Annotated in this window: 25 protein-coding genes and 1 pseudogene; 19 read left to right on the top strand and 7 right to left on the bottom strand. The window is 67.6% G+C overall.

Annotated features, from left to right (window positions below; translation table 11 throughout):
• Positions 1-400 precede the first annotated feature (400 nt).
• Genes AC3A6G_RS08805 through AC3A6G_RS08795 form a run of 3 tightly spaced genes read left to right on the top strand, consistent with a single transcriptional unit; the run spans position 401 to position 5,192 of the window.
• Complete coding sequence (locus AC3A6G_RS08805) at positions 401-2,323, top strand: PrkA family serine protein kinase (protein ID WP_487859883.1); 1,923 nt, start codon at positions 401-403, stop codon at positions 2,321-2,323.
• A 38-nt stretch (positions 2,324-2,361) separates the two neighbouring features.
• Positions 2,362-3,654 carry a YeaH/YhbH family protein gene (locus AC3A6G_RS08800; RefSeq protein WP_487859882.1) on the top strand — a complete coding sequence of 431 codons (1,293 nt, stop codon included), beginning with the start codon at positions 2,362-2,364 and terminating at the stop codon, positions 3,652-3,654.
• A complete protein-coding gene (locus AC3A6G_RS08795; protein WP_487873558.1) occupies positions 3,651-5,192 on the top strand; it encodes a SpoVR family protein in 1,542 nt (513 codons plus the stop codon). Before AC3A6G_RS08800 ends, AC3A6G_RS08795 begins: the two co-directional genes overlap by 4 nt.
• Here AC3A6G_RS08795 and aroQ read toward each other — a convergent pair.
• Positions 5,189-5,629, bottom strand: coding sequence for a type II 3-dehydroquinate dehydratase (gene aroQ, locus AC3A6G_RS08790; protein WP_487859880.1), 441 nt, complete (start codon positions 5,627-5,629; stop codon positions 5,189-5,191). The two genes, AC3A6G_RS08795 and aroQ, sit on opposite strands and share 4 nt — an antisense overlap.
• 85 nt (positions 5,630-5,714) lie before the next feature.
• Between aroQ and AC3A6G_RS08785 the strand changes: the two genes are divergently transcribed.
• The 9 genes from AC3A6G_RS08785 to AC3A6G_RS08745 are packed head-to-tail and all read left to right on the top strand — an operon-like array spanning position 5,715 to position 12,399.
• Entirely contained in the window at positions 5,715-6,404 is a 690-nt protein-coding gene (locus tag AC3A6G_RS08785; RefSeq protein ID WP_487873557.1) for a Rieske 2Fe-2S domain-containing protein, read from the top strand.
• A 7-nt stretch (positions 6,405-6,411) separates the two neighbouring features.
• The gene (locus AC3A6G_RS08780) at positions 6,412-7,278 is read left to right on the top strand and encodes an aromatic ring-hydroxylating dioxygenase subunit alpha (protein ID WP_487859878.1); all 867 of its coding nucleotides are present in this window, start codon (positions 6,412-6,414) and stop codon (positions 7,276-7,278) included.
• Positions 7,275-7,913, top strand: a complete 639-nt coding sequence (locus AC3A6G_RS08775) for a glutathione S-transferase family protein (RefSeq protein WP_487859877.1) — start codon at positions 7,275-7,277, stop codon at positions 7,911-7,913. Before AC3A6G_RS08780 ends, AC3A6G_RS08775 begins: the two co-directional genes overlap by 4 nt.
• Before the next feature lie 48 nt (positions 7,914-7,961).
• Positions 7,962-9,080 carry an S-(hydroxymethyl)glutathione dehydrogenase/class III alcohol dehydrogenase gene (locus AC3A6G_RS08770; protein WP_487863509.1) on the top strand — a complete coding sequence of 373 codons (1,119 nt, stop codon included), beginning with the start codon at positions 7,962-7,964 and terminating at the stop codon, positions 9,078-9,080.
• Between the two features lie 17 nt (positions 9,081-9,097).
• The gene (locus AC3A6G_RS08765) at positions 9,098-10,024 is read left to right on the top strand and encodes an alpha/beta fold hydrolase (RefSeq protein WP_487863508.1); all 927 of its coding nucleotides are present in this window, start codon (positions 9,098-9,100) and stop codon (positions 10,022-10,024) included.
• The gene (gene fghA / locus AC3A6G_RS08760) at positions 10,021-10,896 is read left to right on the top strand and encodes an S-formylglutathione hydrolase (protein WP_487863507.1); all 876 of its coding nucleotides are present in this window, start codon (positions 10,021-10,023) and stop codon (positions 10,894-10,896) included. The genes AC3A6G_RS08765 and fghA overlap by 4 nt, the downstream gene beginning before the upstream one ends.
• A 1-nt stretch (position 10,897) precedes the next feature.
• Positions 10,898-11,392 carry a GNAT family N-acetyltransferase gene (locus AC3A6G_RS08755; protein ID WP_487860053.1) on the top strand — a complete coding sequence of 165 codons (495 nt, stop codon included), beginning with the start codon at positions 10,898-10,900 and terminating at the stop codon, positions 11,390-11,392.
• 21 nt (positions 11,393-11,413) lie between these two features.
• The gene (locus AC3A6G_RS08750) at positions 11,414-11,794 is read left to right on the top strand and encodes a TfoX/Sxy family protein (protein WP_487859873.1); all 381 of its coding nucleotides are present in this window, start codon (positions 11,414-11,416) and stop codon (positions 11,792-11,794) included.
• Positions 11,791-12,399: a 3'-5' exonuclease gene (locus tag AC3A6G_RS08745; protein WP_487863506.1), complete on the top strand. Its 609-nt coding sequence runs from the start codon at positions 11,791-11,793 to the stop codon at positions 12,397-12,399. Before AC3A6G_RS08750 ends, AC3A6G_RS08745 begins: the two co-directional genes overlap by 4 nt.
• 28 nt (positions 12,400-12,427) lie before the next feature.
• Here AC3A6G_RS08745 and AC3A6G_RS08740 read toward each other — a convergent pair whose 3' ends face one another.
• Both AC3A6G_RS08740 and AC3A6G_RS08735 read right to left on the bottom strand, forming a co-directional pair.
• Entirely contained in the window at positions 12,428-13,156 is a 729-nt protein-coding gene (locus AC3A6G_RS08740; RefSeq protein WP_487873556.1) for an alpha/beta fold hydrolase, read from the bottom strand.
• A 124-nt stretch (positions 13,157-13,280) separates the two neighbouring features.
• Positions 13,281-14,243: an AraC-like ligand-binding domain-containing protein gene (locus AC3A6G_RS08735; protein WP_487859870.1), complete on the bottom strand. Its 963-nt coding sequence runs from the start codon at positions 14,241-14,243 to the stop codon at positions 13,281-13,283.
• Positions 14,244-14,361: 118 nt separating this feature from the next.
• On the opposite strand from AC3A6G_RS08735, the gene gnd reads away from it, so the two are divergent.
• A complete protein-coding gene (gene gnd / locus AC3A6G_RS08730) occupies positions 14,362-15,783 on the top strand; it encodes a decarboxylating NADP(+)-dependent phosphogluconate dehydrogenase (protein WP_487859869.1) in 1,422 nt (473 codons plus the stop codon).
• A 61-nt stretch (positions 15,784-15,844) separates the two neighbouring features.
• Here gnd and AC3A6G_RS08725 read toward each other — a convergent pair whose 3' ends face one another.
• Together AC3A6G_RS08725 and AC3A6G_RS08720 are read right to left on the bottom strand one after the other, a co-directional pair.
• Positions 15,845-16,351, bottom strand: a complete 507-nt coding sequence (locus AC3A6G_RS08725) for a gluconokinase (RefSeq protein WP_487863503.1) — start codon at positions 16,349-16,351, stop codon at positions 15,845-15,847.
• A 104-nt stretch (positions 16,352-16,455) separates the two neighbouring features.
• Complete coding sequence (locus tag AC3A6G_RS08720) at positions 16,456-17,550, bottom strand: PA0069 family radical SAM protein (RefSeq protein ID WP_487873555.1); 1,095 nt, start codon at positions 17,548-17,550, stop codon at positions 16,456-16,458.
• Positions 17,551-17,664: 114 nt separating this feature from the next.
• Here AC3A6G_RS08720 and AC3A6G_RS08715 point away from each other — a divergent pair, with 114 nt between their 5' ends.
• The 4 genes and pseudogenes from AC3A6G_RS08715 to AC3A6G_RS08700 form a co-directional block, all read left to right on the top strand.
• A complete protein-coding gene (locus AC3A6G_RS08715) occupies positions 17,665-18,264 on the top strand; it encodes a GbsR/MarR family transcriptional regulator (protein ID WP_487873554.1) in 600 nt (199 codons plus the stop codon).
• A gap of 56 nt (positions 18,265-18,320) precedes the next feature.
• A complete protein-coding gene (locus tag AC3A6G_RS08710) occupies positions 18,321-18,743 on the top strand; it encodes a thiol-disulfide oxidoreductase DCC family protein (protein ID WP_487873553.1) in 423 nt (140 codons plus the stop codon).
• 15 nt (positions 18,744-18,758) lie between these two features.
• Positions 18,759-19,697 carry an SAM-dependent methyltransferase gene (locus AC3A6G_RS08705; RefSeq protein ID WP_487873552.1) on the top strand — a complete coding sequence of 313 codons (939 nt, stop codon included), beginning with the start codon at positions 18,759-18,761 and terminating at the stop codon, positions 19,695-19,697.
• Positions 19,694-20,236: pseudogene (locus AC3A6G_RS08700) on the top strand (DUF4166 domain-containing protein); the annotation flags it as partial. The gene AC3A6G_RS08705 and the pseudogene AC3A6G_RS08700, both read left to right, overlap by 4 nt.
• A 44-nt stretch (positions 20,237-20,280) precedes the next feature.
• Here the strand turns inward: AC3A6G_RS08700 and AC3A6G_RS08695 are convergent.
• Positions 20,281-21,228 (bottom strand): LysR family transcriptional regulator, encoded by a 948-nt coding sequence (locus AC3A6G_RS08695; protein WP_487873551.1) that lies wholly within the window; start codon positions 21,226-21,228, stop codon positions 20,281-20,283.
• Between the two features lie 87 nt (positions 21,229-21,315).
• On the opposite strand from AC3A6G_RS08695, the gene add reads away from it, so the two are divergent.
• Positions 21,316-22,422 carry an adenosine deaminase gene (gene add, locus AC3A6G_RS08690; protein WP_487859862.1) on the top strand — a complete coding sequence of 369 codons (1,107 nt, stop codon included), beginning with the start codon at positions 21,316-21,318 and terminating at the stop codon, positions 22,420-22,422.
• Positions 22,419-23,402: a Bug family tripartite tricarboxylate transporter substrate binding protein gene (locus tag AC3A6G_RS08685; RefSeq protein ID WP_487873550.1), complete on the top strand. Its 984-nt coding sequence runs from the start codon at positions 22,419-22,421 to the stop codon at positions 23,400-23,402. The genes add and AC3A6G_RS08685 overlap by 4 nt, the downstream gene beginning before the upstream one ends.
• Positions 23,403-23,427: 25 nt before the next feature.
• Here the strand turns inward: AC3A6G_RS08685 and AC3A6G_RS08680 are convergent, their stop codons facing one another.
• Positions 23,428-23,868 carry a CBS domain-containing protein gene (locus AC3A6G_RS08680; protein ID WP_487859860.1) on the bottom strand — a complete coding sequence of 147 codons (441 nt, stop codon included), beginning with the start codon at positions 23,866-23,868 and terminating at the stop codon, positions 23,428-23,430.
• Positions 23,869-23,937: the final 69 nt, after the last annotated feature.

Raw genomic sequence — 23,937 nt, 5'->3', positions numbered from 1 at the left:
TGGATTGAGCAATAAACCTAAACAGCACGCCGTGCGTTATTGGGCATGGACCCATTTGCAGGCCACTCAATAGGAGGAACCCAATGGATGGCGAGACCGATCGCCATAGGTAGTTTCACGGGCTGTCGCCACGGCGTGAGTCTGATTGCCGAACCTTGGAATTTAGCCGTATTGCAAAAATCGTGCGGGCCTGTGCTGGGAACTTTACTTGCGACTGTGGTTCTGATTTAACAATCAATATTTCGGGTGCACTCTTTGCTTTATGCTGGTTGTGCAGATTTTGATTTAAGGGAGTTTTCCACGGCTTGCAGCCTTGGGGCGGGCACACCTTCAAAAAGTTGCGACGCATTGCGGCTGCAGGCTTCGGGCGAATACCCGCAGACCTGATGGAGGCGTGACCATGGATGTGATCAGCAACTTTGCCGCCCGCTACGAGCGCACCCGGGAGGAAGTCCTGTCGCTGCAGGACTACCTGGACATCTGCAAACGCGATCCCACCGCGTATGCCACGGCCTCGGAGCGCATGCTGAAGGCCATCGGCGAGCCCGAACTGGTCGACACGCGCAACGACCAGCGGCTCTCGCGGATCTTCGCCAACAAGGTGATCAAGATCTACCCGGCGTTCAGGGAGTTCTACGGAATGGAGGACGCCATCGAGCAGGTGGTGTCGTACTTCCGGCATGCCGCCCAGGGACTCGAGGAGAAGAAGCAGATCCTCTACCTGCTCGGCCCCGTGGGCGGCGGCAAGAGCTCGATCGCCGAGCGGCTGAAGCAGCTCATGGAGCAGGTGCCCTTCTATGCGATCCAGGGTTCGCCGGTCAACGAGACGCCGCTGGGCCTCTTCAGCGCGGTCGAAGACGGCGAGATCCTCGAAAAGGAATACGGCATCCCGCGGCGCTACCTCAACCGCATCCTCTCGCCCTGGGCCGTCAAGCGCCTGGAGGAATACGGCGGCGACATCCGCCAGTTCAAGGTGGTCAAGCGCTACCCGTCGGTGCTGCGGCAGATCGCCGTCGCCAAGACCGAGCCGGGCGACGAGAACAACCAGGACATCTCCTCGCTGGTCGGCAAGATCGACATCCGCAAGCTCGAGACCTATGCGCAGGACGACCCGGACGCCTACGCCTACTCGGGCGGCCTGTGCCTCGCCAACCAGGGCCTGCTGGAGTTTGTTGAGATGTTCAAGGCGCCGATCAAGGTGCTGCATCCGCTGCTCACGGCCACGCAGGAAGGCAACTTCAAGGGCACCGAGGGTTTCGGCGCCATTCCGTTCGACGGCATCGTGCTGGCGCACAGCAACGAGAGCGAGTGGAAGGCCTTCCGCAACAACAAGAACAACGAGGCGTTCCTCGACCGGATCTACATCGTCAAGGTGCCCTACTGCCTGCGCGCCTCCGAGGAAATCAAGATCTACGAGAAGCTGGTGCGCAACTCCTCGCTCTCGCAGGCGCCCTGCGCGCCCGGAACCTTGCGCATGATGGCGCAGTTCTCGGTGCTCACGCGGCTGAAGGAGCCCGAGAACTCGAGCATCTACAGCAAGATGCAGGTCTACGACGGCGAGAACCTCAAGGACACCGACCCCAAGGCCAAGTCGATCCAGGAATACCGCGACTACGCGGGCGTCGACGAAGGCATGAGCGGCGTCTCGACGCGCTTCGCCTTCAAGATCATCTCGAAGGTCTTCAACTTCGACAGCTCCGAGGTCGCGGCCAACCCGGTGCACCTGATGTACGTGCTCGAGCAGCAGATCGAGCGCGAGCAGTTCCAGCCCGAGACCGAGCAGAAGTACATCAGCTACATCAAGGAGTTGCTGGCGCCGCGTTATGCCGAATTCATCGGCAAGGAGATCCAGACGGCCTACCTCGAGAGCTACAGCGAGTACGGCCAGAACATCTTCGACCGCTACGTCACCTATGCCGACTACTGGATCCAGGACCAGGAGTTCCGCGACGTCGACACGGGCGAGGTGTTCGACCGCGCCGCGCTCAACGGCGAACTCGAGAAGATCGAGCGGCCCGCGGGCATCGGCAACCCGAAGGATTTCCGCAACGAGATCGTCAACTTCGTGCTGCGCGCACGTGCGGGCAATGCCGGGCGCAACCCCGCCTGGACCAGCTACGAGAAGCTGCGCGCGGTCATCGAGAAGAAGATGTTCTCCAACACCGAAGAGCTGCTGCCGGTCATCAGCTTCAACACGAAGAGCAGTGCCGAAGAGCAGAAGAAGCACGAGGACTTCGTGACCCGCATGGTCGAGAAGGGCTACACGGCCAAGCAGGTGCGCCTGCTCTGCGAGTGGTACCTGCGGGTGCGCAAGAGTTCGTGAGGAACGCGTCCTGATTCGTCCTTGAGGGAACAGACATCGTGGCCATCCTGCAGCAGATCATCGACCGCCGGCTCTCGGGCAAGAACAAATCCATCGGCAACAGGGAGCGCTTTCTGCGCCGCTACCGCGGGCAGATCCAGGAGGCCGTGCGGCGCGCGGTGACCGGGCGCAACATCCGCGAACTGGAACAGGGCGAGGACGTGACCCTGCCGCGCCGCGACGTGTCCGAACCGGTGTTCGGCCATGCGCGCGGCGGCGACCGCGAGTACGTGCACCCGGGGAACCAGGAGTACATCAAGGGCGACCGCATCGCGCGGCCCGAGGGCCAGGCGGGCGGCGGCTCGGGCAGCGGCGAGGCCGGCGACGGCGGCGAGGGCGAGGACGACTTCGTGTTCCGTCTCACGCGCGAGGAGTTCATGCGCGTCTTCTTCGACGACCTCGCGCTGCCGCACCTGGTGCGCACGCAGATCGCCGACGTGCCCGAATGGAAGAGCCACCGCGCGGGCTTCACCAACGACGGCACGCCCAACAACCTGCATGTGGTGCGCTCGATGCGCGGCGCGCTGGCCCGCCGCATCGCGCTCGGCGGCGAACCGCGCAAGGAGCTCAAGCGCCTCGAGGCGCACCTTGCGCACCTGCAGGCGCATCCGCAGGCGGCGCAGGCCTTCATCCAGACCGAGATCCGCGAAACCGAGGAGCGCATCGCCGAACTGCGCCGCAACATGCGGCACGTGCCCTACATCGATCCGATCGACCTGCGCTACCGCAACCGCGTGAAGACGCCGGTGCCGAGCGCCAAGGCCGTGATGTTCTGCCTCATGGACGTGTCTGGCTCGATGGACGAGGCGCGCAAGGACATGTCCAAGCGCTTCTTCATGCTGCTCTACATGTTCCTCACACGCCACTACGAGACCATCGACCTGGTGTTTCTGCGCCACCACACGCAGGCGCAGGAGGTGAGCGAGGACGAGTTCTTCCACGCCACCGAAACCGGCGGCACGGTCGTGTCGAGCGCGCTGGTGCTGATGGACGAGATCGTCAAGGCGCGCTACCCGAGCGGCGAGTGGAACATCTACGGCGCGCAGGCCAGCGACGGCGACAACTGGCATCAAGACAGCGGGCGCTGCCGCCAGCTGCTGGTCGAGAACATCCTGCCGGTGGTGCGCTACTACGCCTACGTGCAGGTCGCCGAGACCGAGCAGAACCTGTGGCAGGAATACGCGCAGCTGCAGGGCATCGAGCCCAACTTCGCGATGCGCAAGGTGTCGGAGGCGCGGGACATCTACCCCGTGTTCCGAGACCTCTTCAAGAAGGAGGGAGCCACCGCATGACCACCGCATTCGACTTCCCGCCGCAGGCGCGGCTCGAACGCCTGCCAAGCCCGTCGGACTGGACCTTCGACCTCATCGAGACCTACCACACCGAGATCGCCAAGACCGCACGGAGCTACGGGCTCGACGTGTACCCGAACCAGCTCGAAGTGATCACGGCCGAGCAGATGATGGACGCCTACGCGAGCGTTGGCATGCCCATGATCTATCGCCACTGGTCGTACGGCAAGCAGTTCATCGCCACCGAAAAGAACTACCGCCGCGGCCACATGGGGCTGGCCTACGAGATCGTCATCAACTCCGACCCCTGCATTGCCTACCTGATGGAGGAAAACTCCATGGCCATGCAGGCGCTCGTGATCGCCCATGCGGCCTACGGCCACAACAGCTTCTTCAAGGGCAACTACCTGTTCCGCATGTGGACCGACGCGTCGTCGATCATCGACTACCTCGTCTACGCCCGCCACTACATCGCCGAATGCGAAGAGCGCCACGGCGTGGATGCGGTCGAGCAACTGCTCGACTCGTGCCACGCGCTCATGAACTACGGGGTCGACCGCTATCGGCGGCCGCAGAAGCGCTCGCTCGCGCAGGAGGGCCTGCAGCGCGCCGAGCGCGAGCGCCACATGCAGCAGCAGGTCAACGACCTCTGGCGCACGCTGCCGCGCAAGAGCGAGCAGGCGACCGAAACCGATTCGTCACGGCGCTTTCCTTCGGAACCGCAGGAGAACCTGCTGTATTTCATCGAGAAGAATGCCGCCCTGCTCGAGCCCTGGCAGCGCGAGGTGGTCCGCATCGTGCGCAAGATCGCGCAGTACTTCTACCCGCAGCGCCAGACCCAGGTCATGAACGAAGGCTGGGCCACCTTCTGGCACTACACGCTGCTCAACACCATGTACGACCGCGGCCAGCTCGCCGACGGCTTCATGATGGAATGGCTCAGTTCGCACACAGGCGTGATCTTCCAGCCGCCGGTCGGCCACCGCGCCTACAGCGGCATCAACCCCTACGCGCTCGGTTTCTCGATGTTCACCGAGCTGCGGCGCATCTGCGAGAACCCGACCGAGGAAGACCGCCGCTGGTTCCCCGACTTCGCGGGCACCGACTGGGTCAAGACGCTCGACTATGCGATGCGCAACTTCAAGGACGAGAGCTTCATCGGCCAGTTCCTGAGCCCGAAGACGATGCGCGACTTCCGGATGTTCGCGATCCGCGACCACCAGAGCGATCCCGAACTCGAGGTCTCGGCCATCCACGACGACAGCGGCTACCAGGCGCTGCGCGAATCGCTGTCACGCCAGTACGACATCGGCAGCCGCGAGCCCGACATCCAGGTCTGGAACGTCAACATGCGCGGCGACCGCGCGCTCACGCTGCGGCACACGCAGCGCAACAACCTGCCGCTGCACGACAACGCAGACGAAGTGCTCAAGCACGTCGCACGGCTCTGGGGCTTCGACGTGCACCTCGAGAGCGTCGACGTGCACGGCCACATCAGCCGCAGCTGGAAGGCCACGGCGCCGAAGCAGGTCGACTAACCCGCCAGCGCGGCGATCGCCAGCGCGTAGCCCTTCACGCCCAGCCCCACGATGATGCCCTTGGCGGCCGGCGAGATGTATGAATGGTGGCGGAACGACTCGCGCGCATGCACGTTCGAGATGTGCAGTTCGATGAGCGGCACGCTCGCGCCCTTGATGGCGTCGTGCAGCGCGATCGAGGTGTGGGTGTAGGCACCCGGGTTCATCACCACGCCGAGCAGGCGGCCAGCAGCCACCTCGCGGCCGGCTTCCTGGACCCAGTCGATCAGCACGCCTTCATGGTTGGACTGGCGGCACTCGATCTCGACGCCGTGCTTCGTGCCGGCCTCCTGGCACAGGCGCTCGACGTCGGCCAGGGTGTCGCGTCCGTATTGCTCGGGCTCGCGGGTGCCGAGCAGGTTGAGGTTGGGGCCGTTGAGGACGAGGATTTTCTTCATGGCGATGGAATGGAGGAGTGGCAGGCGTCGGCGCCATTATCGGCGTGGCGCCCGCGACGCGACTTGCGCTATGGTGGCGCGCATCATGACGAGCACTGAAGACACTTCGACCTGGCATCCCGTCGCGCGCTCGGCCGAGCTGCTGCCGGGCGCCAACATCGTGGCGGGCTTCGCCTGCGGCCAGGAGCTCGCGCTCTGGCGCGCCGCCGACGGCACCGCGCAAGCCTGGGAGAACCGCTGCCCGCACCGCAGCGTGCGCTTCACGCTCGGCCAGGTGGTGGGCGGAGATCGCCTGGCTTGCGCCTACCACGGCTGGCAGTACGCGGCGGGCAGCGGCCAGTGCGTGCGCATTCCCGCACATCCTTCGATGGCCGTTCCACCCAGCGTCTGCGCCAAGACCTTCCACGCGGCCGAAGCCGCGGGCATGCTGTGGGTGAACCTTGGGGATGCGGCGCCGGCCGAGGCGCCTCCCGCCGATGCGGTGCCCGCCGGCTGGTTGTTCTGCCGCACGCTGGGCCTGCGCACCTCATCCACTGAGGCGCGCCGCGCGCTGGCGGCGCACGGCTTCGCCGCCAAAGGGCCCACCGCCCTGCGGGGCAGGCTCGGAGGCGCCGACACCGCCGCGCTGGTGCTCGACGCCCGGGCCCAGCTCGCGTTCGTTCACCTCTGGACCGATGCCGCACCGGGCAGCGAGGCCATGAAGAACCTGCACATCGCCGCGCGCGACCTGCGCAGCAGCGTCGAAGAAGCCTTGCAACCCGCACAGACTGCCTGAACCCGCCATGCCTTTCATCACGGACGATCCCAACATGCTCGACGAGTGGCTCGCCGTCGGCCCCGCCTCGGCGCTGGCCGGCTGCAGTGCCGCGCGGCCGCATGCCGTGCGCCTGCTCGGCGAAACCCTGCAGCTCTGGCGCGACGCAGCCGGTACCGTGCAATGCCGCCTCGGCGAAGAACCGCTCGCGGTGCAGTCGCGCTACGGCTATCTCTGGGTCTGCCCGAGCGGCCGGCCCGCGCGCGAGCTGTTCGACTTTCCCGAATACGGCGAAGCCGGGCGCCGCCTGGTCGACTGCGGCGGCATCGGCGTGGCGGTCTCGGGGCTGCGCGTGATCGAGAACTTCCTCGACATGGCGCACTTTCCGTTCGTGCATGCCGGCTGCCTGGGCGCCGTGCCGCACACCGAAGTGGCGAAGTACCAGGTGCAGGTCGATGCGGCCAGCGGCGAGATCTGGGCCACCGACTGCCGCTTCTGGCAGCCGCGCGCCTCGGCCGCGCACGACGGCAGCGGCAGCGAGGTGCTCTACAAGTACCGCGTGATGCAGCCCTTCTCGGCCATGCTCTACAAGTCGAGTTCCCGGGCCGGCGCGCTCGACGCCATCGGGCTTTTCCTGCAGCCGATCGACGACGAGCATGTGATCGCGCACACGCTGCTGGCCTGCTTCGACGACACATCGAGCGATGCCGAGCTCATCGCTTTCCAGCACACCATCTTCGGCCAGGACAAGCCGATCCTCGAGAACCATGCCTTCAAGCGCATGCCGCTCGAGGGGCGCGCCGAAACGCCGACGCGTGGCGACACCTCGTCGGTCACCTACCGCCGCTGGCTGCGCGAGCGCGGCATGCGCTTCGGCGTGAGGCCGGCCGCATGATCACGCTCTACGACTACGCCCTCTCGGGCAACTGCTTCAAGGTGCGGCAGCTGCTCGCCTGGCTCGGCCACGGCTGGCGCAGCGTGCCGGTGGATTTCCATCCGGGCCGCGCGCACCGGTCGGCGGCGTTTTTGGCGCGCGTCAATCCGCTCGGGCAGCTGCCGGTCATCGACGACGACGGCTTCGTGCTGCGCGACGCGCAGGCGATCCTCGTCTACCTGGCAACCCGCTACGACGCCGAAGGCCGCTGGTACCCCGACGATGCGCGGCTGCGCGGCGAGATCGCGATGTGGTTCGCCATTGCCGATGAGCTCACGCGCACCGCGTCCGCCGCGCGGCTGCACGACGCCTTCGGCTACACGCACCTCGACATCGCGGCCTGCCGCCGCGGAGCGCATGCGGTCTTTCGCCTGCTCGACGACCACCTGGCCGAGCGGGCCAGCGGCGGCGATACGTGGCTGGCCGGCCCACACGCCACGCTCGCGGACCTGGCCTGCTTTCCTTATGCCGCGCTGGCGGGGGAAGGCGGCATCGCGCTTGACGAATACCCGGCGCTGCGCCACTGGATCTGGCGCTTTCGCCACCTGCCCGGCTTCACGGGAATGTCGGGTATCTTTGCCGCTGGCCCCGCCTGAACGCAGGCCCGCTATCCTCTTTCCTTTGCCTTCCTGCCCCCAACGCCCATGAAAACCAAAGCCGCCGTCGCCTGGAAATCCGCCGCCCCCCTGACCATCGAAACCGTGGACCTCGAAGGACCGAAATTCGGCGAGGTGCTGGTCGAGATCAAGGCCACGGGCATCTGCCACACCGACTACTACACGCTCTCGGGTGCCGACCCCGAAGGCATCTTCCCGGCCATCCTCGGCCATGAAGGCGCGGGCATCGTGGTCGACGTCGGCCCGGGCGTGACCACGCTCAAGAAGGGCGACCACGTCATTCCGCTCTACACGCCCGAATGCCGCCAGTGCAAGTTCTGCCTGAGCCGCAAAACCAACCTCTGCCAGCTGATCCGCGGTACCCAGGGCAAGGGCCTGATGCCCGACGCCACCTCGCGCTTCAGCCTCGACGGCAAGCCCATCTTCCACTACATGGGCACCTCGACCTTCAGCAACTACACGGTGGCACCCGAGATCTCGCTTGCCAAGATCCGCGAGGACGCGCCCTTCGACAAGGTCTGCTACATCGGCTGCGGCGTCACCACCGGCATCGGCGCGGTGCTCTTCACGGCCAAGGTGGAGGCCGGCGCCAACGTGGTGGTGTTCGGCCTCGGGGGCATCGGCCTGAACGTGATCCAGGGCGCGAAGATGGTGGGCGCCGACAAGATCATCGGCGTCGACCTGAACCCCGAGCGCGAAGCCATGGCGCGCAAGTTCGGCATGACGCACTTCATCAACCCGAAGCAACTCGAGGCAGCCGGCGAGAACGTCGTCGACACCATCGTGCAGCTGACCGACGGCGGCGCCGACTACAGCTTCGAATGCATCGGCAACACCAAGGTGATGCGCCAGGCGCTCGAATGCACGCACAAGGGGTGGGGCCGCAGCATCATCATCGGCGTGGCCGAGGCCGGCGCCGAGATCAGCACGCGGCCGTTCCAGCTCGTCACGGGCCGCAAGTGGGAAGGCTCGGCCTTCGGCGGCGCACGCGGGCGCACCGACGTGCCGAAGATCGTCGACTGGTACATGGAAGGCAAGATCAACATCGACGACCTGATCACCCACACCATGCCGCTGGAAGATATCAACAAGGGTTTCGACCTGATGAAGCGCGGCGAATCGATCCGCGGCGTCGTCCTGTACTGAACGCGAAGGGGCCAGCCATGGACCGCATGGAACCGTTGCGCACCGTGCAGGCCGGCGTGCTCGACGTCGCCTACTTCGAGGCCGGCCCGGCCGACGGCCCGCCGGTAGTGCTGATGCACGGCTTCCCGTACGACATCCATGCGTATGCCGAGGTGGCACCGATGCTGGCCGAAAGCGGCTGCCGCGTGATCGTGCCGTACCTGCGCGGCTACGGCGCCACGCGGTTCCTGAGCGACGCCACGCCGCGCTCGGGCGAACAGGCCGCGCTCGGCGCCGACCTGCTCGCGCTGCTCGACGCGCTTCGCATCCCGCGCGCAGTGCTGGCCGGCTACGACTGGGGCGGCCGCGCCGCCTGCGTGGTGGCAGCGCTCTGGCCCGAGCGCTGCGCGGGGCTGGTCTCGTTCAACAGCTACAACATCCAGAACATCGCGAAGGCGATGGTGCCCGACACGCCGGCCAACGAGCACAGCCTCTGGTACCAGTACTACTTCCACAGCGAGCGCGGCCGCGCCGGGCTCGCCCGGGACCGGCGCGCGATTGCGCGGCTGCTCTGGCGCCTCTGGTCGCCGACGTGGGCATTCGACGATGCCACCTTCGAGCGCAGCGCCGCGGCTTTCGACAACCCGGACTTCGTCGAGGTGGTGGTCCATTCGTACCGCCATCGCTTCGGGCTCGTCGCGGGCGACCCGGCCTGCGCGGACATCGAGCGCCGGCTCGCCGCGCAGCCGGTGATCCGCGTGCCCGCCATCACCTTCGACGGCGCCGACGATGGCGTGCGCCCGCCCGCCGAGGCCTCGGCCCATGCGCACTGCTTCAGCGGCCCGCGCTCGCACCGGCTCGTGCCCGGCGTGGGCCACAACATGCCGCAGGAAGTGCCGCGCATCTTTGCCGATGCCGTGCGCGAGCTCGTACCCCTTCTGCTGACCGCTCCTTCTTCTTCATGACCGACACCCTCACCACCCTCTCCGAGCACCATGCCTTTGGCGGCGTGCAGGGCTTCTATGAGCATGCCTCGCGCGAGATCGGACTGCCGATGCGCTTCTCGGTCTACCTGCCGCCGCAGGCCGCGCAGCAGCGCGTGCCGGCCCTGCTCTACCTTGCGGGCCTGACATGCAACGAGGAGACCTTTGCGACAAAGGCCGGCGCGCAGCGCATGGCCGCGAGCCTCGGCATCGCGCTGATCGCGCCCGACACCAGCCCGCGCGGCAGCGCCGCCGAAAGCCTGCCCGGCGCCACCGCCAGCTGGGACTTCGGCATCGGGGCCGGCTTCTACCTCGACGCCACCGAAGCGCCCTGGTCCACCCACTGGCGCATGGAGAGCTGGACGATGCAGGAACTGCTTCCCCTCGTGGCGGAACACTTCGCCATCGACGGCGAGCGGCTCGGCATCTTCGGCCATTCGATGGGTGGTCATGGCGCGCTCACGCTCGCGCTGCGGCATCCGGGGCGCTTTCTGTCGGTGTCGGCCTTTGCGCCGATCTGCGCGCCCACGCAGTGCCCCTGGGGCGAGAAGGCCTTCGGCGGCTACCTCGGCGAGCCCGGCGGCGACCGCGCGCAGTGGCTCGTGTACGACGCCAGCGCACTCATGAAGTCGCAGACCGCCGCGCCCTATCCGCAGGGCATCCTGATCGACCAGGGCCTGGCCGACAAATTCCTGGCCGAGCAGCTGCATCCCGAAGCCTTCGAGGCCGCCTGCTTCGCCGCCGGCCAGCCGCTCACGCTGCGGCGCCATGCGGGCTACGACCACGGCTACTACTTCATCCAGACCTTCATGGCGGACCACATCGCGCACCACGCACAGACGCTGCGTGCATGACATGTCGGCCGCGCAGATCCCCGCCTTCCGCCTGCGCTCCCGCGACGGCAACGCCGAGGAGAGCCTGGCACTGGCCGGCATCTGGCGCCGCGCCTGGATCGCGGCCCATCGCAATACCAGCGTCGTCGAACCCATCACGCACTGGCTGCGGCGCGTGCAGGCCGAGTTCATTGCGCCGGCCGACGTGGTGCTGGCGGAGCGCGAAGGCCAGGTGCTCGCGTTCATGGTACTGCTGGGGCGGCGCAGCTACGTGGCGCAGCTCTTCGTCGAGCCCCACCTGCGCAACCAGGGCCTCGGGCAGGCGTTGCTCGACGAGGCCGGTGTGCGCATGCCGCTCGGCTGGAAGCTCCATGTGGCCGTCGGCAACACGGCGGCGCAGCGCTTCTACGAACGCTACGGCCTGGTGCGCGGCGCGGTCGACCACCATCCCGCGAGCGGACGCGAACGGGTCGCCTACCATTGGCATCCGCCGGGGCCGGCCAAGCGCCACGGCTGAGATCCCTTCATTCATCCTTTCATGAGCGCCTTCGTCGAGAGCCTGCACGAGACCTTCGAACGCATCGGCCGCATCGAGACGCGCCGCATGTTCGGCGGCCACGGCGTCTGGCACGACGGCCGCATGATCGCGCTGGTGTTCAAGGACACGCTCTACCTCAAGTGCGACGCCGAAAGCGCTGCACATTTCGACCGGCTCGACCTGCCGCCCTTCACCTACGAACGCCAGGGCAAGGCAATGCCCATGTCGTACCGCCAGGCCCCGGCCGAGCTGTTCGAAGATCGCGAGGAAGCCGCGGTCTGGGGCCGCCGCGCCTACGAAGCCGCCCTGCGCTCGGGCCATGCGCCCAAGCCCGCCAAGAAAACCGCACCCGCCAGGAAAAAGAAAGCGCCCGCCCGTTGAACCACGACCCCGCCCTACTCCCGCCGCTGCCCGAGCGCGAACAGATCGCGCTGCTGGCGCCCTTCGAAGGGCTGGACCTCCCGCGCATCGTGGTGGTCGCGACGCGGGAAGACGCCGAGCGCGCCGCCGTGGCGTTGCTCGACGCGCGCGTGGTCGGCTTCGACACCGAGTCGAAGCCGACCTTCGCGAAGAACGAGGTTTCGGGCGGTCCGCACGTGGTGCAGTTCGCCACGCCCACGGCCGCCTGGCTGTTCCAGCTCCATCGCACCGAATGCAACGACGTGCTCGCGGCGCTGGTCGCCTCGACCGCGCTGCAGAAGGTCGGCTTCGGCCTGTCGAGCGACCTTTCGCTGCTGCGCCGGCGGCTCGCGGTGGAGCCGCAGGCGGTGGTCGACATCGACCACGAGTTCCGCCGCCGCGGCTACCGCAAGTCGGTGGGCGTGAAGACCGCCGTCGCGCTGGTCTTCAACCAGCGCTTCATCAAGTCGCGCAAAGCCACCACCTCGAACTGGGCCAACCGGCAGCTCTCGCCGGCGCAGATCCGCTACGCGGCCAACGATGCCTATGCGTCGATCCGCGTGTACGACGCGCTGTTCAACCGCTGAGCGGCGCAGCGGCGAGTGGCCGCCAGCGCTAGTCGCGCCCCGCCTCCAGGATGGCCTGCGCCAGCCGCATCGGGTTCGAGAAGAACATCTCGTGGCTGCCCGGGCATTCCACCAGCCTGAACAAGCCAAGCCGCTCCGACAGACGCGGATGCCATGGCAGGCTGTGCGGCATGGCCGTGTCCTGCAGGCAATTGACGTAGGACTTGCCGAGCGGCAATGCCGCCAGCGGTTGGGAAAGCCGGATCTTGTCGGTGAAGGTTCGGTAGGGGTGCGGGTTCAACCGCTCGTAGCTGGCCTGCGCGAGCGGCAGGTCGGCATCGTTGATGAAGGCTTCGCGCCAGACCTCGAATGGCAGGGTCACCGCATTGCCGTTGGCGCCGGCAATGGCATCGAACATCGCGATGTAGTGCGGCGGCACCATGTCGTTGAGCGATTCCCCGTCGAGCGGCACGAAGGCGTTGACGTACACCAGCCGCTTCAGTCGCTGCGCGATGCGGTCCGCCACACCCGAAATCACCATGCCGCCATAGCTGTGGCCCACAAGACGGACATCGCCCAGGTCCTTCTCCTCGATGAAGCGGACAGCCGATTCGATGGCATCCTCGAGGCCGATGCGCGAGCGGTCGTCGTCGGCGCGGTTGCCCGCGAGCGTGGGGCAATGCACCCCGTGGCCGGCCTCGCGCAGGCTGCCGGCCACGGCTTCCATTTCGGCGCCGGTGTGCCAGGCGCCGTGTACCAGAACATAGGTGTCCGACATATGCATGTCTCCTTCTTGGTCGTGATGAAGACGACTTTAGGCAACATGCGGCCGCCCGGATGGCCGCTCGCCGACAGGCGAATGGCCGATGCCTGCCGGGCGCCTGCTGGATGCGGCCTCTGTCTCAGCGGTGGCGCCGCAAGGCGCCTGGTGTGGCGCCGAAATGCCGGCGGCACTGGCGCACGAAGTGCGATGCGTCGGTGAATCCGACGCGGAAGCCGATCTCGGCAATGCCGAGCCGGTCGAAACGCGCATCGCACAGCATGCGTCGCGCAACCTCCATGCGAAAACTGGCGAGCGCGGTGGCGAAGGTGGTCGCGCCGCCGGCCAGGCAGCGGTGGAGGCTGCGCTCCGAAATGCCGAGCCCGCACGCCACCTTGGCGGCAGTTAGCCCCGGCTCGGCGTGGCGCTCCCGCGTGGCATCGAGCACACGCCGCCGCAGCGCGGCACGCTCGCCCTCGCACGTTGCCGAAGCCGGGTCGGCGCCTGCCGCAAGTGCGAGCAGCCCACCGAGCTGGTCGGTCAGCAAGGCTGCTGGCAACGGAGGCCTCAGCACGGCCTGCGGCGACAGCTGCTGCACGAAACCGCTCAGCACGCGACCCCAGCCCGACTGCCCGTCGATGCGCCGCACCTGATGGTCACTTGCGCGAGGCAGCCATGACTCGACCCACGCCGTCGGCAGTTCGAGCGACAGCGTGTCGGCGCACTGCAGGAAATGAAACTCGTAGCACCGGCGCGAGTCGACGAGCACAAGATCGGCCGGCAGCAGGCGCGCCGTGCGGCCGTCCTGTGCGGCGACCCAGGGCGAATCGGTCTTGCACAGCAGGTAGTAGTAGTTGCTGCGGCTGTGGGCGATGGCGCGCCGGGTGCGGTACACGTCTTGTGCAGAACCGCGGACCCGGTTCACGCCGATCGCGCCCAGTGGCGCCGACTCGAGCGTGGCGCTGAAGCTGCCCGCGAGCGAACTGGTCACGTCCATCTCGAGGAAACCCTCGCAGACCGCGCCGACCCAGTAGTCGAGCCGCTGCGACGGCGGCGCGGCGTCGGTCGACCAGGTACGGACGGCGGGCGGGCTGTTTGCGTTCATGGCACCAACATACCCACGCCTCGGGCGCTTGCCAAGCGGGTATAGACGGCCTTCATGGCAGCGTGCCGGCACGCCCGGCACAATGCCCGTCACATCGACCGCACACGAAAGAAGGGCCATGAACGACAAGAAAAGCGATTTCGGACTGATCGGCCTGGCCGTGATGGGCCAGAACCTGGTGCTGAACGTGGAAAGCCGCGGCTTCCAGGTCAGCGTCTACAACCGCACCGAAGCCACCACCGAGGCCTTCGTCGCCGCTCACCCCGGCAAGAAGCTGGTGGGCGCGAAGACGCTCGAGGACTTCGTGCAGAGCCTGGCGCGGCCGCGCAAGGTCCAGATCATGGTCAAGGCCGGCGCGCCGGTCGACCAGGTGATCGAACAGCTGATCCCGCTGCTCGACAAGGACGACATCGTGATCGACGGCGGCAACAGCCTCTACAGCGACACCGAGCGCCGCGACGCCTGGCTCGCCGGCGAGGGCCTGCGCTTCATCGGCGCAGGCGTCTCGGGCGGCGAGGAAGGCGCGCGCAAGGGTCCGTCGATCATGCCGGGCGGCCCGCTCTCTACGTGGGAGGTGATGAAGCCGATCTTCGAGAGCATTGCCGCCAAGGTGGACGGCGAGCCCTGCGTGATCCACATCGGCCCGGGCGGCGCGGGCCACTACGTGAAGATGGTGCACAACGGCATCGAGTACGGCGACATGCAGCTGATCTGCGAGGCCTACAGCCTGTTCAAGGCAGCGGGCTTCACGACCGACGAGATGGCCGCCGTCTTCAGCGAGTGGAACGAGGGCGAGCTGCAGAGCTACCTGATCCAGATCACCGCGAAGGCGCTCGAGCAGAAAGACCCGGAGACCGGCCAGCCGGTGGTCGACGTCATTCTCGACAAGGCCGGCCAGAAGGGCACGGGGCAATGGACGCTCATCAACGCCGCGGAGAACGCGGTGGTCATCAGCACCATCAACGCCGCTGTCGAGGCGCGCGTGCTCTCGTCGCAGAAGCAGGCGCGCGTGGCGGCGAGCAAGCTGCTGCAGGGCCCGAAGGCCGAACTGTCGATCGACAAGAAGGCGCTGGTGGCCAAGGTGCACGATGCGCTCTATGCCTCGAAGGTGATCAGCTACACGCAGGGCTTCGACCTCATGAAGACCATGGGCGAGAAGAAGGACTGGAAGCTCGACCTCGGCCGCATCGCCGCGATCTGGCGCGGCGGCTGCATCATCCGCGCGCGCTTCCTGAACCACATCACCGACGCCTACCGCGGCGACCCCGCGCTCGGCAACCTGATGCTCGATCCGTTCTTCAAGGACCTGCTGAACCGCACGCAGCAGAACTGGCGCGAGGTGGTGGCGCTCGCGGTGAGCCACGGCATTCCGGTACCGGCGTTCAGCGCCTCGCTGGCGTACTACGACAGCTACCGCACCGAGCGCCTGAGCGCAAACCTGCTGCAGGCGCAGCGCGACTTCTTCGGCGCGCACACCTACGAGCGCGTGGACAAGCCCGCGGGCGAGTTCTTCCACACGCAGTGGCCGGAAGTGATCTGACGACCCGGCCTCGTTGACCCGGCCTCATTGAACCGGCCGCATTGAACCGGCCGGGTGCGTCTCAGCCGCGCTCGGCCGACAGCGCGCGCCTGACCTGCGCCACCAGTTCCTCCACGGGCGTGGTCGCATCGACCGTGATCACCCCGTCCTCGCCCACCGGCGATTCGAGTGTTTCGAACTGGCTGGCCACCAGGCTCGCGGGAAAGATGTGCGCGCCGGCGCGCGACGCGACGCGGCGCTCGCTCTCCGCGCGGTCGATCTCCATGAAGACGAACTTCAGATCGGGCACGGCCGCGCGCAATTGGTCGCGGTAGGCGCGCTTGAGCGCCGAACTGGCCAGCACCGCACCGCGCGGCTCGGCGGCGAGGGCTTGGCCCAGCGCGTCGAGCCAGCCGGCCCGGTCGGCGTCGGTCAGCGCAATGCCCTTGCTCATCTTTTCATGGTTCTCGGGGGGATGGTGGTCGTCCCCTTCGATCATCGGCAGCGACAGCGCGCTGGACAGCGCTTCGCCGAGCGTCGATTTGCCGCAGCCGGAAACACCCATCACCACCAGCCAGATTCCATCCATGCGCAACTACTCCCTGTGGTCGGTTCGCGAAGGCCCACGCCCCTTGTTTACGAATCTACCTTGATTTGGAGGCCCCCTCCCATGCAAGCCCATGGGGACTGACCCTAGAACAACAGCCCCTGCCCCGCCGCGCCCGGCGGCCGGAAGGCGTCCAGGTCGAGGGCGATGCGCTCGCGGTTGAAGCCGATGCGGCGCGTTGCCTTCTCGAAGCGCTGGTGGATCAGGTCGGCCCAGAGCCCGCTGCCTTTCATGCGCGTGGCGAAGTCGGCGTCGTAGTCCTTGCCGCCGCGCATCTCGTGGATGCGCGCCATGATGCGCTGCGCGCGCTGCGGGTAGTGCAGTTCGAGCCATTCCTTGAACAGCGGCGCCACTTCCCACGGCAGCCGGATCACCGTGTAGAACGCGCTGCGCGCACCCGCCTCCCAGGCAGCCTCGAGCACCTGCTCCATGTCCTCGTTCACGAACGGGATCTGCGGGGCCACGCTCACGCCCACCGGCACGCCGGCTTCGGCCAAGGTGCGGATGGTGCGCAGCCGCCGGTGCGGCGCGGCGGCGCGCGGCTCGAGTTTGCGGGCCAGATCGCCGTCGAGCGTGGTCACGGTGATGTAGACAGCGGCCAGCCGCTGGGCGGCCATCGGCGCGATCAAGTCGAGGTCGCGCTCCACCGTGCTCGATTTGGTGACCAGCGCGAACGGGTGCCGCGTCTCCTGCAGCAGCTCGAGCACCGCGCGCGTGAGCCGCAGCTCACGCTCGATGGGCTGGTAGCAGTCGGTCGCGGTGCCGATCGCGATGTGGCTGGGCCGGTAGCCCTTGCGCCCGAGCTCACCGCGCAGCACCTCGACGATGTTGCGCTTGGCAATGAGCCGGGTCTCGAAGTCGAGCCCCGGCGACAGGTTGAGATAGCTGTGCGTGGGCCGCGCGAAGCAGTAGATGCAGCCGTGCTCGCAGCCGCGGTAGGGGTTGAGCGAGCGGTCGAACGAGATGTCGGGCGATTCGTTCTGGTTGAGCACCGATTTCACGTCTTCGAAGCGCACTTCGGTCGCGAGCGGCGCCAGGCCGTCGGACTCAGCCGCCTCGTCGGCGAGCGTGCCCCAGCCGTCGTCGAAGTCGTTGCGCTCGTCGCGCGAGAAGCGGTGCGCCAGGCGCGTGGCCGCACCGCGGCCCTTGATGGCATGGATCGGGATGAGAGCGGCTGGCATGGCGACCTCTTGGCTGAAAACTGTATGTTTATACAGTTATTTTTGCTCCTGCACCATCCCACAGAATCTGATTTCTGTATTGACAGAAATTTCAAGAACATTAGACTTTCACGCATGCAACTCACCGACATCCAGCGCAAGTTCGTTCTCCACTGGGGCGAAATGGGGTCGATGTGGGGCGTCAACCGCACGGTGTCGCAGATCCACGCCCTGCTATTCGCCCATGGCAAGCCGGTACACGCCGAGGAAATTTCCGAGACGCTCGGCGTGGCACGCTCCAACGTGAGCAACAGCCTGAAGGAACTGCAGGCCTGGAACCTCGTGCGCGTCACGCATGTGCTGGGCGACCGGCGCGACTATTTCGAGACCAGCGTCGATGTCTGGGAGCTGTTCCGTACCGTGGTGCGCGAGCGCAAGGAGCGCGAGTTCGATCCCACGGTCCGCGTGCTGCGCGAGCTCGTCGCGAGCCCCGACTTCCAGAACGAACCGGCCGACGCGCAGGACCGCATCCGCTCGACCCTCGACCTGATGAGCAAGCTCGCCACCTGGGCCGACGAGATGCTGCGGCTGTCGCCCGGCACGCTCGACAAGGTACTGAGCCTGGGCGCGAGCGTGCAGAAGTTCGTGCGCGGGGACGCGGCCCCGCCGGCGTCGGCCAGCCAGGGCGATGCCGGCGACGCCGATCCGAACCATGCCGGCCTGCCGATGATCTGAGCGGTGCTTTTTTTGTCCATTCATTTCTGTTTTGACAGAAATATCGGAAACACAATATGTCGTCCACCCTCGCCTTCCCGCTGACCGTCTACTACGACGCCAGCTGCCCGCTCTGCGCCGCCGAGATGAAGACCATGGCATCCCGGGACGCAGCGGCGCGCCTGCACCTCGTCGATTGCTCGCGCGCAGATTTCCATGGCGGACCCGCGCCACGCCAGGCGCTCATGACGGCGCTTCATGCGGTGGACGCCGAGGGCCGACTTCATGTCGGCGTGGCGGCCATCCGCGCCTGCCGCAAGGCCGTGGGCCTGCCGGCCGGAGGCTTCCTGCTCGACCTGCCGCCGGTGGCGCGACTGGCCGATCGCGCCTACGCCGCGCTTGCGCGCCACCGCCATCGCCTCCCGCGCCCGCTCGTGGCGCTGCTGACGCGCCCGCACACGCGCGGCGGCACCTGTGCCGACGGCAACTGCCGAATGTAGAAAGAGAGAGCCCCGATGCCCAGCATCTTCCAGCCCGACTTCCACTTGCCCGCCACGCCTGGGGCCGCCACGGTCACCAAGGCAGATACGCAGGACTACTTCACCGAAGTGGCCGACGACTATCGCGCATGGAGTCCGAGCTACAACATGCACTTCGGCTTCTGGCGGCTCGGCCTGAACCCGTTCCGGCGCGAAGCGATGCTGGTGGAAATGAACCGGGTCGTCGGCCGTGCGCTCGGGCTCGGCGAGGCCGAGGCGCAGGCGCCGCGCCGCTGCGTGGTCGACCTGGGCTGCGGCGCCGGCGCCACCACGCGCACGCTGCTGGCCGATCATCCCGCGCTCTGCGCCGTCACGGTCACCAACGTGGCGGTGCAGAACCGCATCGCCGCACGGCTCGATGCCGCGGCCGGCGTGGCCGACCGGGTAGCGCACCTCGAGGCCGACTACACGCGCGCCGGCCTGCCCGGCGCGCAGGCCGACGGTGCCTGGGCCGTGGAAAGCGCCTGCTACGCCAGCGGAGCCGCCAAGGCGGATTTCGTGCGCGAGGCGGCGCGCCTGCTCAAGCCCGGCGCCCGGCTCGCCGTGGTCGACGGCTTCCTGCTGCGGCCGCGGCCGGGCCGCGTGGCCGGCTGGCTCCACCGCCTGTGGGCCGACAGCTGGGCCGTTCCGACGCTCGCGGTGCGCGACGATTTCGTTGCCGCGCTGCGCACGCACGGCTTCCACGACATCGAGGTGCGTTCGCTGCGCTGGCGCGTGGCGCCGAGCGCGCTGCACATTCCGCTGCTCGCCACGCGCTTCGCGCTGGTCGAACTCTGGAAGGCACGCGGCCGGCTCGGCCCGTGGCGCCGCAAGCACATCGTCGCCAGCTACTGCGCGCTCGCGCTGGGCGTGTTCTGGCGCGACTTCGACTACTGCATGGTCACGGCCACGCGCAGCGGCCCGGCGGCGGCATGACGGACCGCCGCCCGGTTTTCCAGCAGGCGCTCGGTGCGCGGTGGGAGTGCCTCGGCGAGGTGGTCCGCAGGCACTACACGATGGCACCGTTCTCGGCCGACCACGTCTGCGTGCGCGGCACCATGGACGAAGTGCACCATGCGCCATGGGCGCGCGTGCTGCTGATGCCCTTCGGCCGAGTATTCGGCGCGCTGGTGCCCTACACCGGCGCCAACGTGCCGATCGACGTGCACTACCGCTGCCGGCCCGACAGCGCCCTGCTGTACTGGGACCGCGTCTTCGGCTTCGAAGGCCGCGCGCCCTTCCACTTCCGCTCGCACATGGCGCTCGGGCGCCGGCACGGCGAGGTGATCGAATACGTGCGCTTCGGCATCGGCATGCGCCTGGCGGTGAGCGCCGAGGACGGCGCGCTGGTGTTCCGCGACCGCGGCTACGTCTGGCGCATCGGCGGGCTGCATCTGCCGCTGCCGCTCGGCCTGCTGATGGGCACTGCCTATGTCGAGGAGCGGCCCGATCCGCAGGACCCCGAGGCGTTCGGCATGAAGATGGTGCTGCGCCACCGCTGGTTCGGCGACGTGTTCCGCTACAGCGGCCGTTTCCGGCTGCCCGCGCGCGCCCCCGCCGACCCGGCGCCGCGCGGCAGCCGTTCGCCCAGCCAGGCGATCAGTTCCTGCGCCGCCACGTTGCGCATCGGCCCCGGCAGGTAGGCCAGCACCACGCGGCGCTCGATGCGCGGCTGCGTGAGCCGCACCACGGCCAGCTCGGGATCGCGCAGCGACGAGGTGTAGAGCTGCGGCATCAGGCCCAGCGCATGGCCACTGCGCACCAGCGCATAGAGCGTTTCGGAATAGCTCACGCGGTAGGGCTCCGCGCCCTGCGCGAACTGCGCCCGCGCGGGAATGCCGAGCGCCGGCATGCTGCCGCTTTCGAACATCACGAGCCGCTCGCCGCCAATCGCCTCCCAGCGCGTGCGCGCGGCGGCCGCGAGCGGATGGTCGCGGCGCACCACCAGCACCAGCGGATCGCGGAACAGGTCCACGCAGACCAGCCCGCCGGGCGGCTCGGTGATGGCCGCCACCGCCATGTCGAGCTGGCCGCCGCGCAGTTCGGCCAGCAAGGTGGTCGAGGGCGCATCGCGCCAGGCGATCTCGAGCGCGTGGCCGCCGCGCGCGAGAAACTCGCTGGCCGCGGCCGTCACGCGCGCGCTGGCCGACGGGATCACGCCCACGCGCACGAAGGCGCGGCCGCGCTGCACGGTGCTTTCGATGTCGCGCAATGCGACCTCGACCGTGTTGACGAGGAAATCGGTGCGCGCGAGCACTTCGGCGCCCACGGCCGTGAGCTCCAGCCGATGCGTGGAACGCGTCAGCAGTTCGGCGCCGAGCAGCTTCTCCATCTGCTTGATCGCGTTGCTCAATGCGGGCTGCGTGATGGCGAGCCGGCGCGCCGCGCGGCCGAAATGCCCTTCCTGCACCAGCACCGAAAAGAACTGGAGCTGTCGCAGCGTGAGTGCGCGCAGTGGCGAGGCCATGGGTTTTCCTTGGTCCATCGATTGGATGAATCAAATTATAGAAATTCAAAATTTTGCTTATGGTTCTGCGCTGCCTAGACTGGCCGCATGAACGACCCCGCCGCGCCGCCCCTCACGCTCGAATCGATGCTGCGCGAGATGCCAAAGGTCGAGCTGCACTGCCACCTGTTCGGCACCGTGCGGCACCAGACCTTCAGGCAGCTCAACCAGCGTGCCGGCGCCCCGCTCGCCGACGAGGAGATCGAAGGCTTCTACACACGCGGCGAAAAGCCCGTCGGCGTGCTGCGCGTGCTGCGCGCGCTCGATGCGCAGCTGGTGCGCAGCCCCGGCGATCTCTACCAGCTCACGCACGAGTACCTGGAGGATGCGGCAGCCCACAACGTGCGCTATGCCGAGTTCTCCTGGAACCCGACCGGCACCGTGCACGCATCGGGCATCGCTTACGCCCACGCGCAGGGTGCGATCGTGCGCGCGATCCACGACGCCGAGCAGGCGTTCGGCATCACGGGCCGTCTCATCGCTGCGATCGACCGCGAGGCGAGCCCCGAGGCCGCCGTCGAGATGGTCGAGTGGCTCAAGGCCCACCGCTGCGACGAAGTGGTCGGCATCGGCATCGACTACCGCGAGGTCGACCGGCCGCCCGAATTGTTTGCGCGCGCCTACGCCGAGGCTCGGCACGCGGGGCTCAGGACCACGGCGCATGCGGGCGAGTTCGGCATGCCGTGGACCAACGTGCGCACCGCGCTCGACCTGCTGCAGGTCGACCGCATCGACCATGGCTACACGGTGGTCGACCAGCCCGATTTCGCGCGGGAGTGCGCCGAGCGCGGCGTGCTCTTCACCGTGGTGCCGACCAATTCCTACTACCTGCGCACGCTGCCGCCGGCGCGCTGGGCGCTCGACCATCCGATCCGCCGGATGCCCGGCCTGGGCTTGCGCATCCACCCCAACACCGACGACCCGACGCTGCACAAGGTCACGCCCACGCAAGCCTGGCTCATGATGGTGCGCGACTTCGGCTTCGGCCTGGACGACCTGCGCAGCTTCATGCACAACGGGCTCGACGGCGCATGGATCGACGACACCCAGCGCCGCGCCTGGCGCACCGAGTGGAGCGCCGCTTTCGACGCGCTGCGCGCCCGCCTTCTCGCAGAAACGCCGCCCTCCGACCCACCGCAACGAGCCACCCCATGAACACCTCCCGCCGCCTCCTTCTTCTCGCCACCGCCCTGGGTTCGGTGCTTCCCGCCGCTGCCCTCGCGCAGGCGGCCTGGCCCGCTGCCCGGCCGATCACGCTGGTCGTGCCCTTCACCGCGGGCGGCAGCGTGGACGTCAACGCGCGCCTTGTCGCCACGCGGCTGGCCGAACGGCTCAAGCAGTCGGTGGTCATCGAGAACGTGGCAGGTGCGGGCGGCGCGATCGGCGTGGCCAAGGCCGTCAATGCGGCACCCGACGGCTACACGCTCGTGGTCGGCCCCGACAGCGCGATAGCGATCGGGCGGCTGGTCAATCCCGCGGCGTTCAAATTCGATCCGCTCAAGGACCTGGCGCCGGTCGGCATGCTCAACACCGCGCCCATGGTGCTGGTGGCGCGCCCGGGCCTGGAGGCCCGCAGCTACGCCGACTTCGTGAAGCTCGCCAAGGCGAAGCCGGGCACCTACAACTACGCCACCTCGGGCGTGGGCACGGTGCTGCAGCTCGCGATGGAACTTCTCAAGCAGAAGAGCGGCATCTTCGTGACCCATGTGCCCTACCGCGGCGGCGCGCAGATCGCCACCGACGTGATCGGCAACCAGGTCGACCTCGCGATGCTCGTCAGCACCAGCGCGATACCGCATGTGAACGGCAAGCGCCTGCAGGCGCTGGGCATCACCGGCAGCCAGCGCCTCGCCGCGCTGCCCGACGTGCCGACCTTCGCCGAGATGCCGGGCCTCCAGGGCTACGACATGGTGAGCTGGACCGGGATCTTCGCGCCGGCCAAAACGCCGCCCGCGGTGGTGGCGCGCCTGAACCAGGAACTGAACGCGGTGCTCGCCGAGCCGCAGGTGCGCAGCAAGCTCGCCGAGCAGGGCGCCCTGCCCGGCAGCGGCACGCCCGAGCAGTTCGGCCAGTTCGTCCAGGCCGAATACGCGCGCAACCAGAAGATCGTGGAGTCGGCCAACATCAAGGAATGAGCAGCCGGCCGGCCCGCGGGCCGGCCTACTGTTCTTCGGGCCAGTCGCGGATGTAGGCTTTGAGCATCTTGTTCTCGAAGTTCTGCGCGTCGACCACCGCCTTGGCGACGTCGTAGAAGCTGATCACGCCCATCAGCATGCGCTTGTCCATCACGGGCATGTAGCGCGCATGGCGCTCGAGCATGATGCGGCGGATCTCGTCGAGTTCGGTCTCGAGCGTGCAGGTCACGGGCGCATCGTCCATCGCCCTTCGCACCAGCGTACCGCCGACCTGGCCGCCGTTGGCGACGATCGCGGTGATCACTTCGCGGAAGGTGAGCATGCCGACCAGGTCGCCGTGTTCCATGACCACGAGGGAGCCGATGTCCTTTTCCGCCATGGTCTTGACTGCTTCGGCCAGCAGGTCGTCAGGCGTGATGGTGAAGAGCGTGTTGCCCTTGACGCGAAGGATGTCGCTGACTTTCATCGTGTGCTCCTCTCTCTCGGAAATCTGTCTCGGCGGCGTGCCGATTTGAATATAGCCCACAATCGGCGG

It is taken from the genome of Variovorax sp. Soil_C_26 (assembly GCF_057657075.1).
This window is presented reverse-complemented; position numbering and strand designations above follow the sequence as displayed.

Excerpts from the sequence above, each read along its gene's own strand:
- AC3A6G_RS08735 (WP_487859870.1), bottom strand. The coding sequence starts at position 14,243 with ATGAACGCAAACAGCCCGCCCGCCGTCCGTACCTGGTCGACCGACGCC.
- AC3A6G_RS08755 (WP_487860053.1), top strand. The coding sequence starts at position 10,898 with ATGTCGGCCGCGCAGATCCCCGCCTTCCGCCTGCGCTCCCGCGACGGC.
- AC3A6G_RS08795 (WP_487873558.1), top strand. The coding sequence starts at position 3,651 with ATGACCACCGCATTCGACTTCCCGCCGCAGGCGCGGCTCGAACGCCTG.
- AC3A6G_RS08805 (WP_487859883.1), top strand. The coding sequence starts at position 401 with ATGGATGTGATCAGCAACTTTGCCGCCCGCTACGAGCGCACCCGGGAG.
- AC3A6G_RS08775 (WP_487859877.1), top strand. The coding sequence starts at position 7,275 with ATGATCACGCTCTACGACTACGCCCTCTCGGGCAACTGCTTCAAGGTG.
- fghA (WP_487863507.1), top strand. The coding sequence starts at position 10,021 with ATGACCGACACCCTCACCACCCTCTCCGAGCACCATGCCTTTGGCGGC.
- AC3A6G_RS08785 (WP_487873557.1), top strand. The coding sequence starts at position 5,715 with ATGACGAGCACTGAAGACACTTCGACCTGGCATCCCGTCGCGCGCTCG.
- gnd (WP_487859869.1), top strand. The coding sequence starts at position 14,362 with ATGAACGACAAGAAAAGCGATTTCGGACTGATCGGCCTGGCCGTGATG.
- AC3A6G_RS08710 (WP_487873553.1), top strand. The coding sequence starts at position 18,321 with ATGTCGTCCACCCTCGCCTTCCCGCTGACCGTCTACTACGACGCCAGC.
- AC3A6G_RS08695 (WP_487873551.1), bottom strand. The coding sequence starts at position 21,228 with ATGGCCTCGCCACTGCGCGCACTCACGCTGCGACAGCTCCAGTTCTTT.
- AC3A6G_RS08685 (WP_487873550.1), top strand. The coding sequence starts at position 22,419 with ATGAACACCTCCCGCCGCCTCCTTCTTCTCGCCACCGCCCTGGGTTCG.
- AC3A6G_RS08780 (WP_487859878.1), top strand. The coding sequence starts at position 6,412 with ATGCCTTTCATCACGGACGATCCCAACATGCTCGACGAGTGGCTCGCC.
- AC3A6G_RS08770 (WP_487863509.1), top strand. The coding sequence starts at position 7,962 with ATGAAAACCAAAGCCGCCGTCGCCTGGAAATCCGCCGCCCCCCTGACC.
- aroQ (WP_487859880.1), bottom strand. The coding sequence starts at position 5,629 with ATGAAGAAAATCCTCGTCCTCAACGGCCCCAACCTCAACCTGCTCGGC.
- AC3A6G_RS08740 (WP_487873556.1), bottom strand. The coding sequence starts at position 13,156 with ATGTCGGACACCTATGTTCTGGTACACGGCGCCTGGCACACCGGCGCC.
- AC3A6G_RS08750 (WP_487859873.1), top strand. The coding sequence starts at position 11,414 with ATGAGCGCCTTCGTCGAGAGCCTGCACGAGACCTTCGAACGCATCGGC.
- AC3A6G_RS08725 (WP_487863503.1), bottom strand. The coding sequence starts at position 16,351 with ATGGATGGAATCTGGCTGGTGGTGATGGGTGTTTCCGGCTGCGGCAAA.
- add (WP_487859862.1), top strand. The coding sequence starts at position 21,316 with ATGAACGACCCCGCCGCGCCGCCCCTCACGCTCGAATCGATGCTGCGC.
- AC3A6G_RS08720 (WP_487873555.1), bottom strand. The coding sequence starts at position 17,550 with ATGCCAGCCGCTCTCATCCCGATCCATGCCATCAAGGGCCGCGGTGCG.
- AC3A6G_RS08715 (WP_487873554.1), top strand. The coding sequence starts at position 17,665 with ATGCAACTCACCGACATCCAGCGCAAGTTCGTTCTCCACTGGGGCGAA.
- AC3A6G_RS08765 (WP_487863508.1), top strand. The coding sequence starts at position 9,098 with ATGGACCGCATGGAACCGTTGCGCACCGTGCAGGCCGGCGTGCTCGAC.
- AC3A6G_RS08705 (WP_487873552.1), top strand. The coding sequence starts at position 18,759 with ATGCCCAGCATCTTCCAGCCCGACTTCCACTTGCCCGCCACGCCTGGG.
- AC3A6G_RS08680 (WP_487859860.1), bottom strand. The coding sequence starts at position 23,868 with ATGAAAGTCAGCGACATCCTTCGCGTCAAGGGCAACACGCTCTTCACC.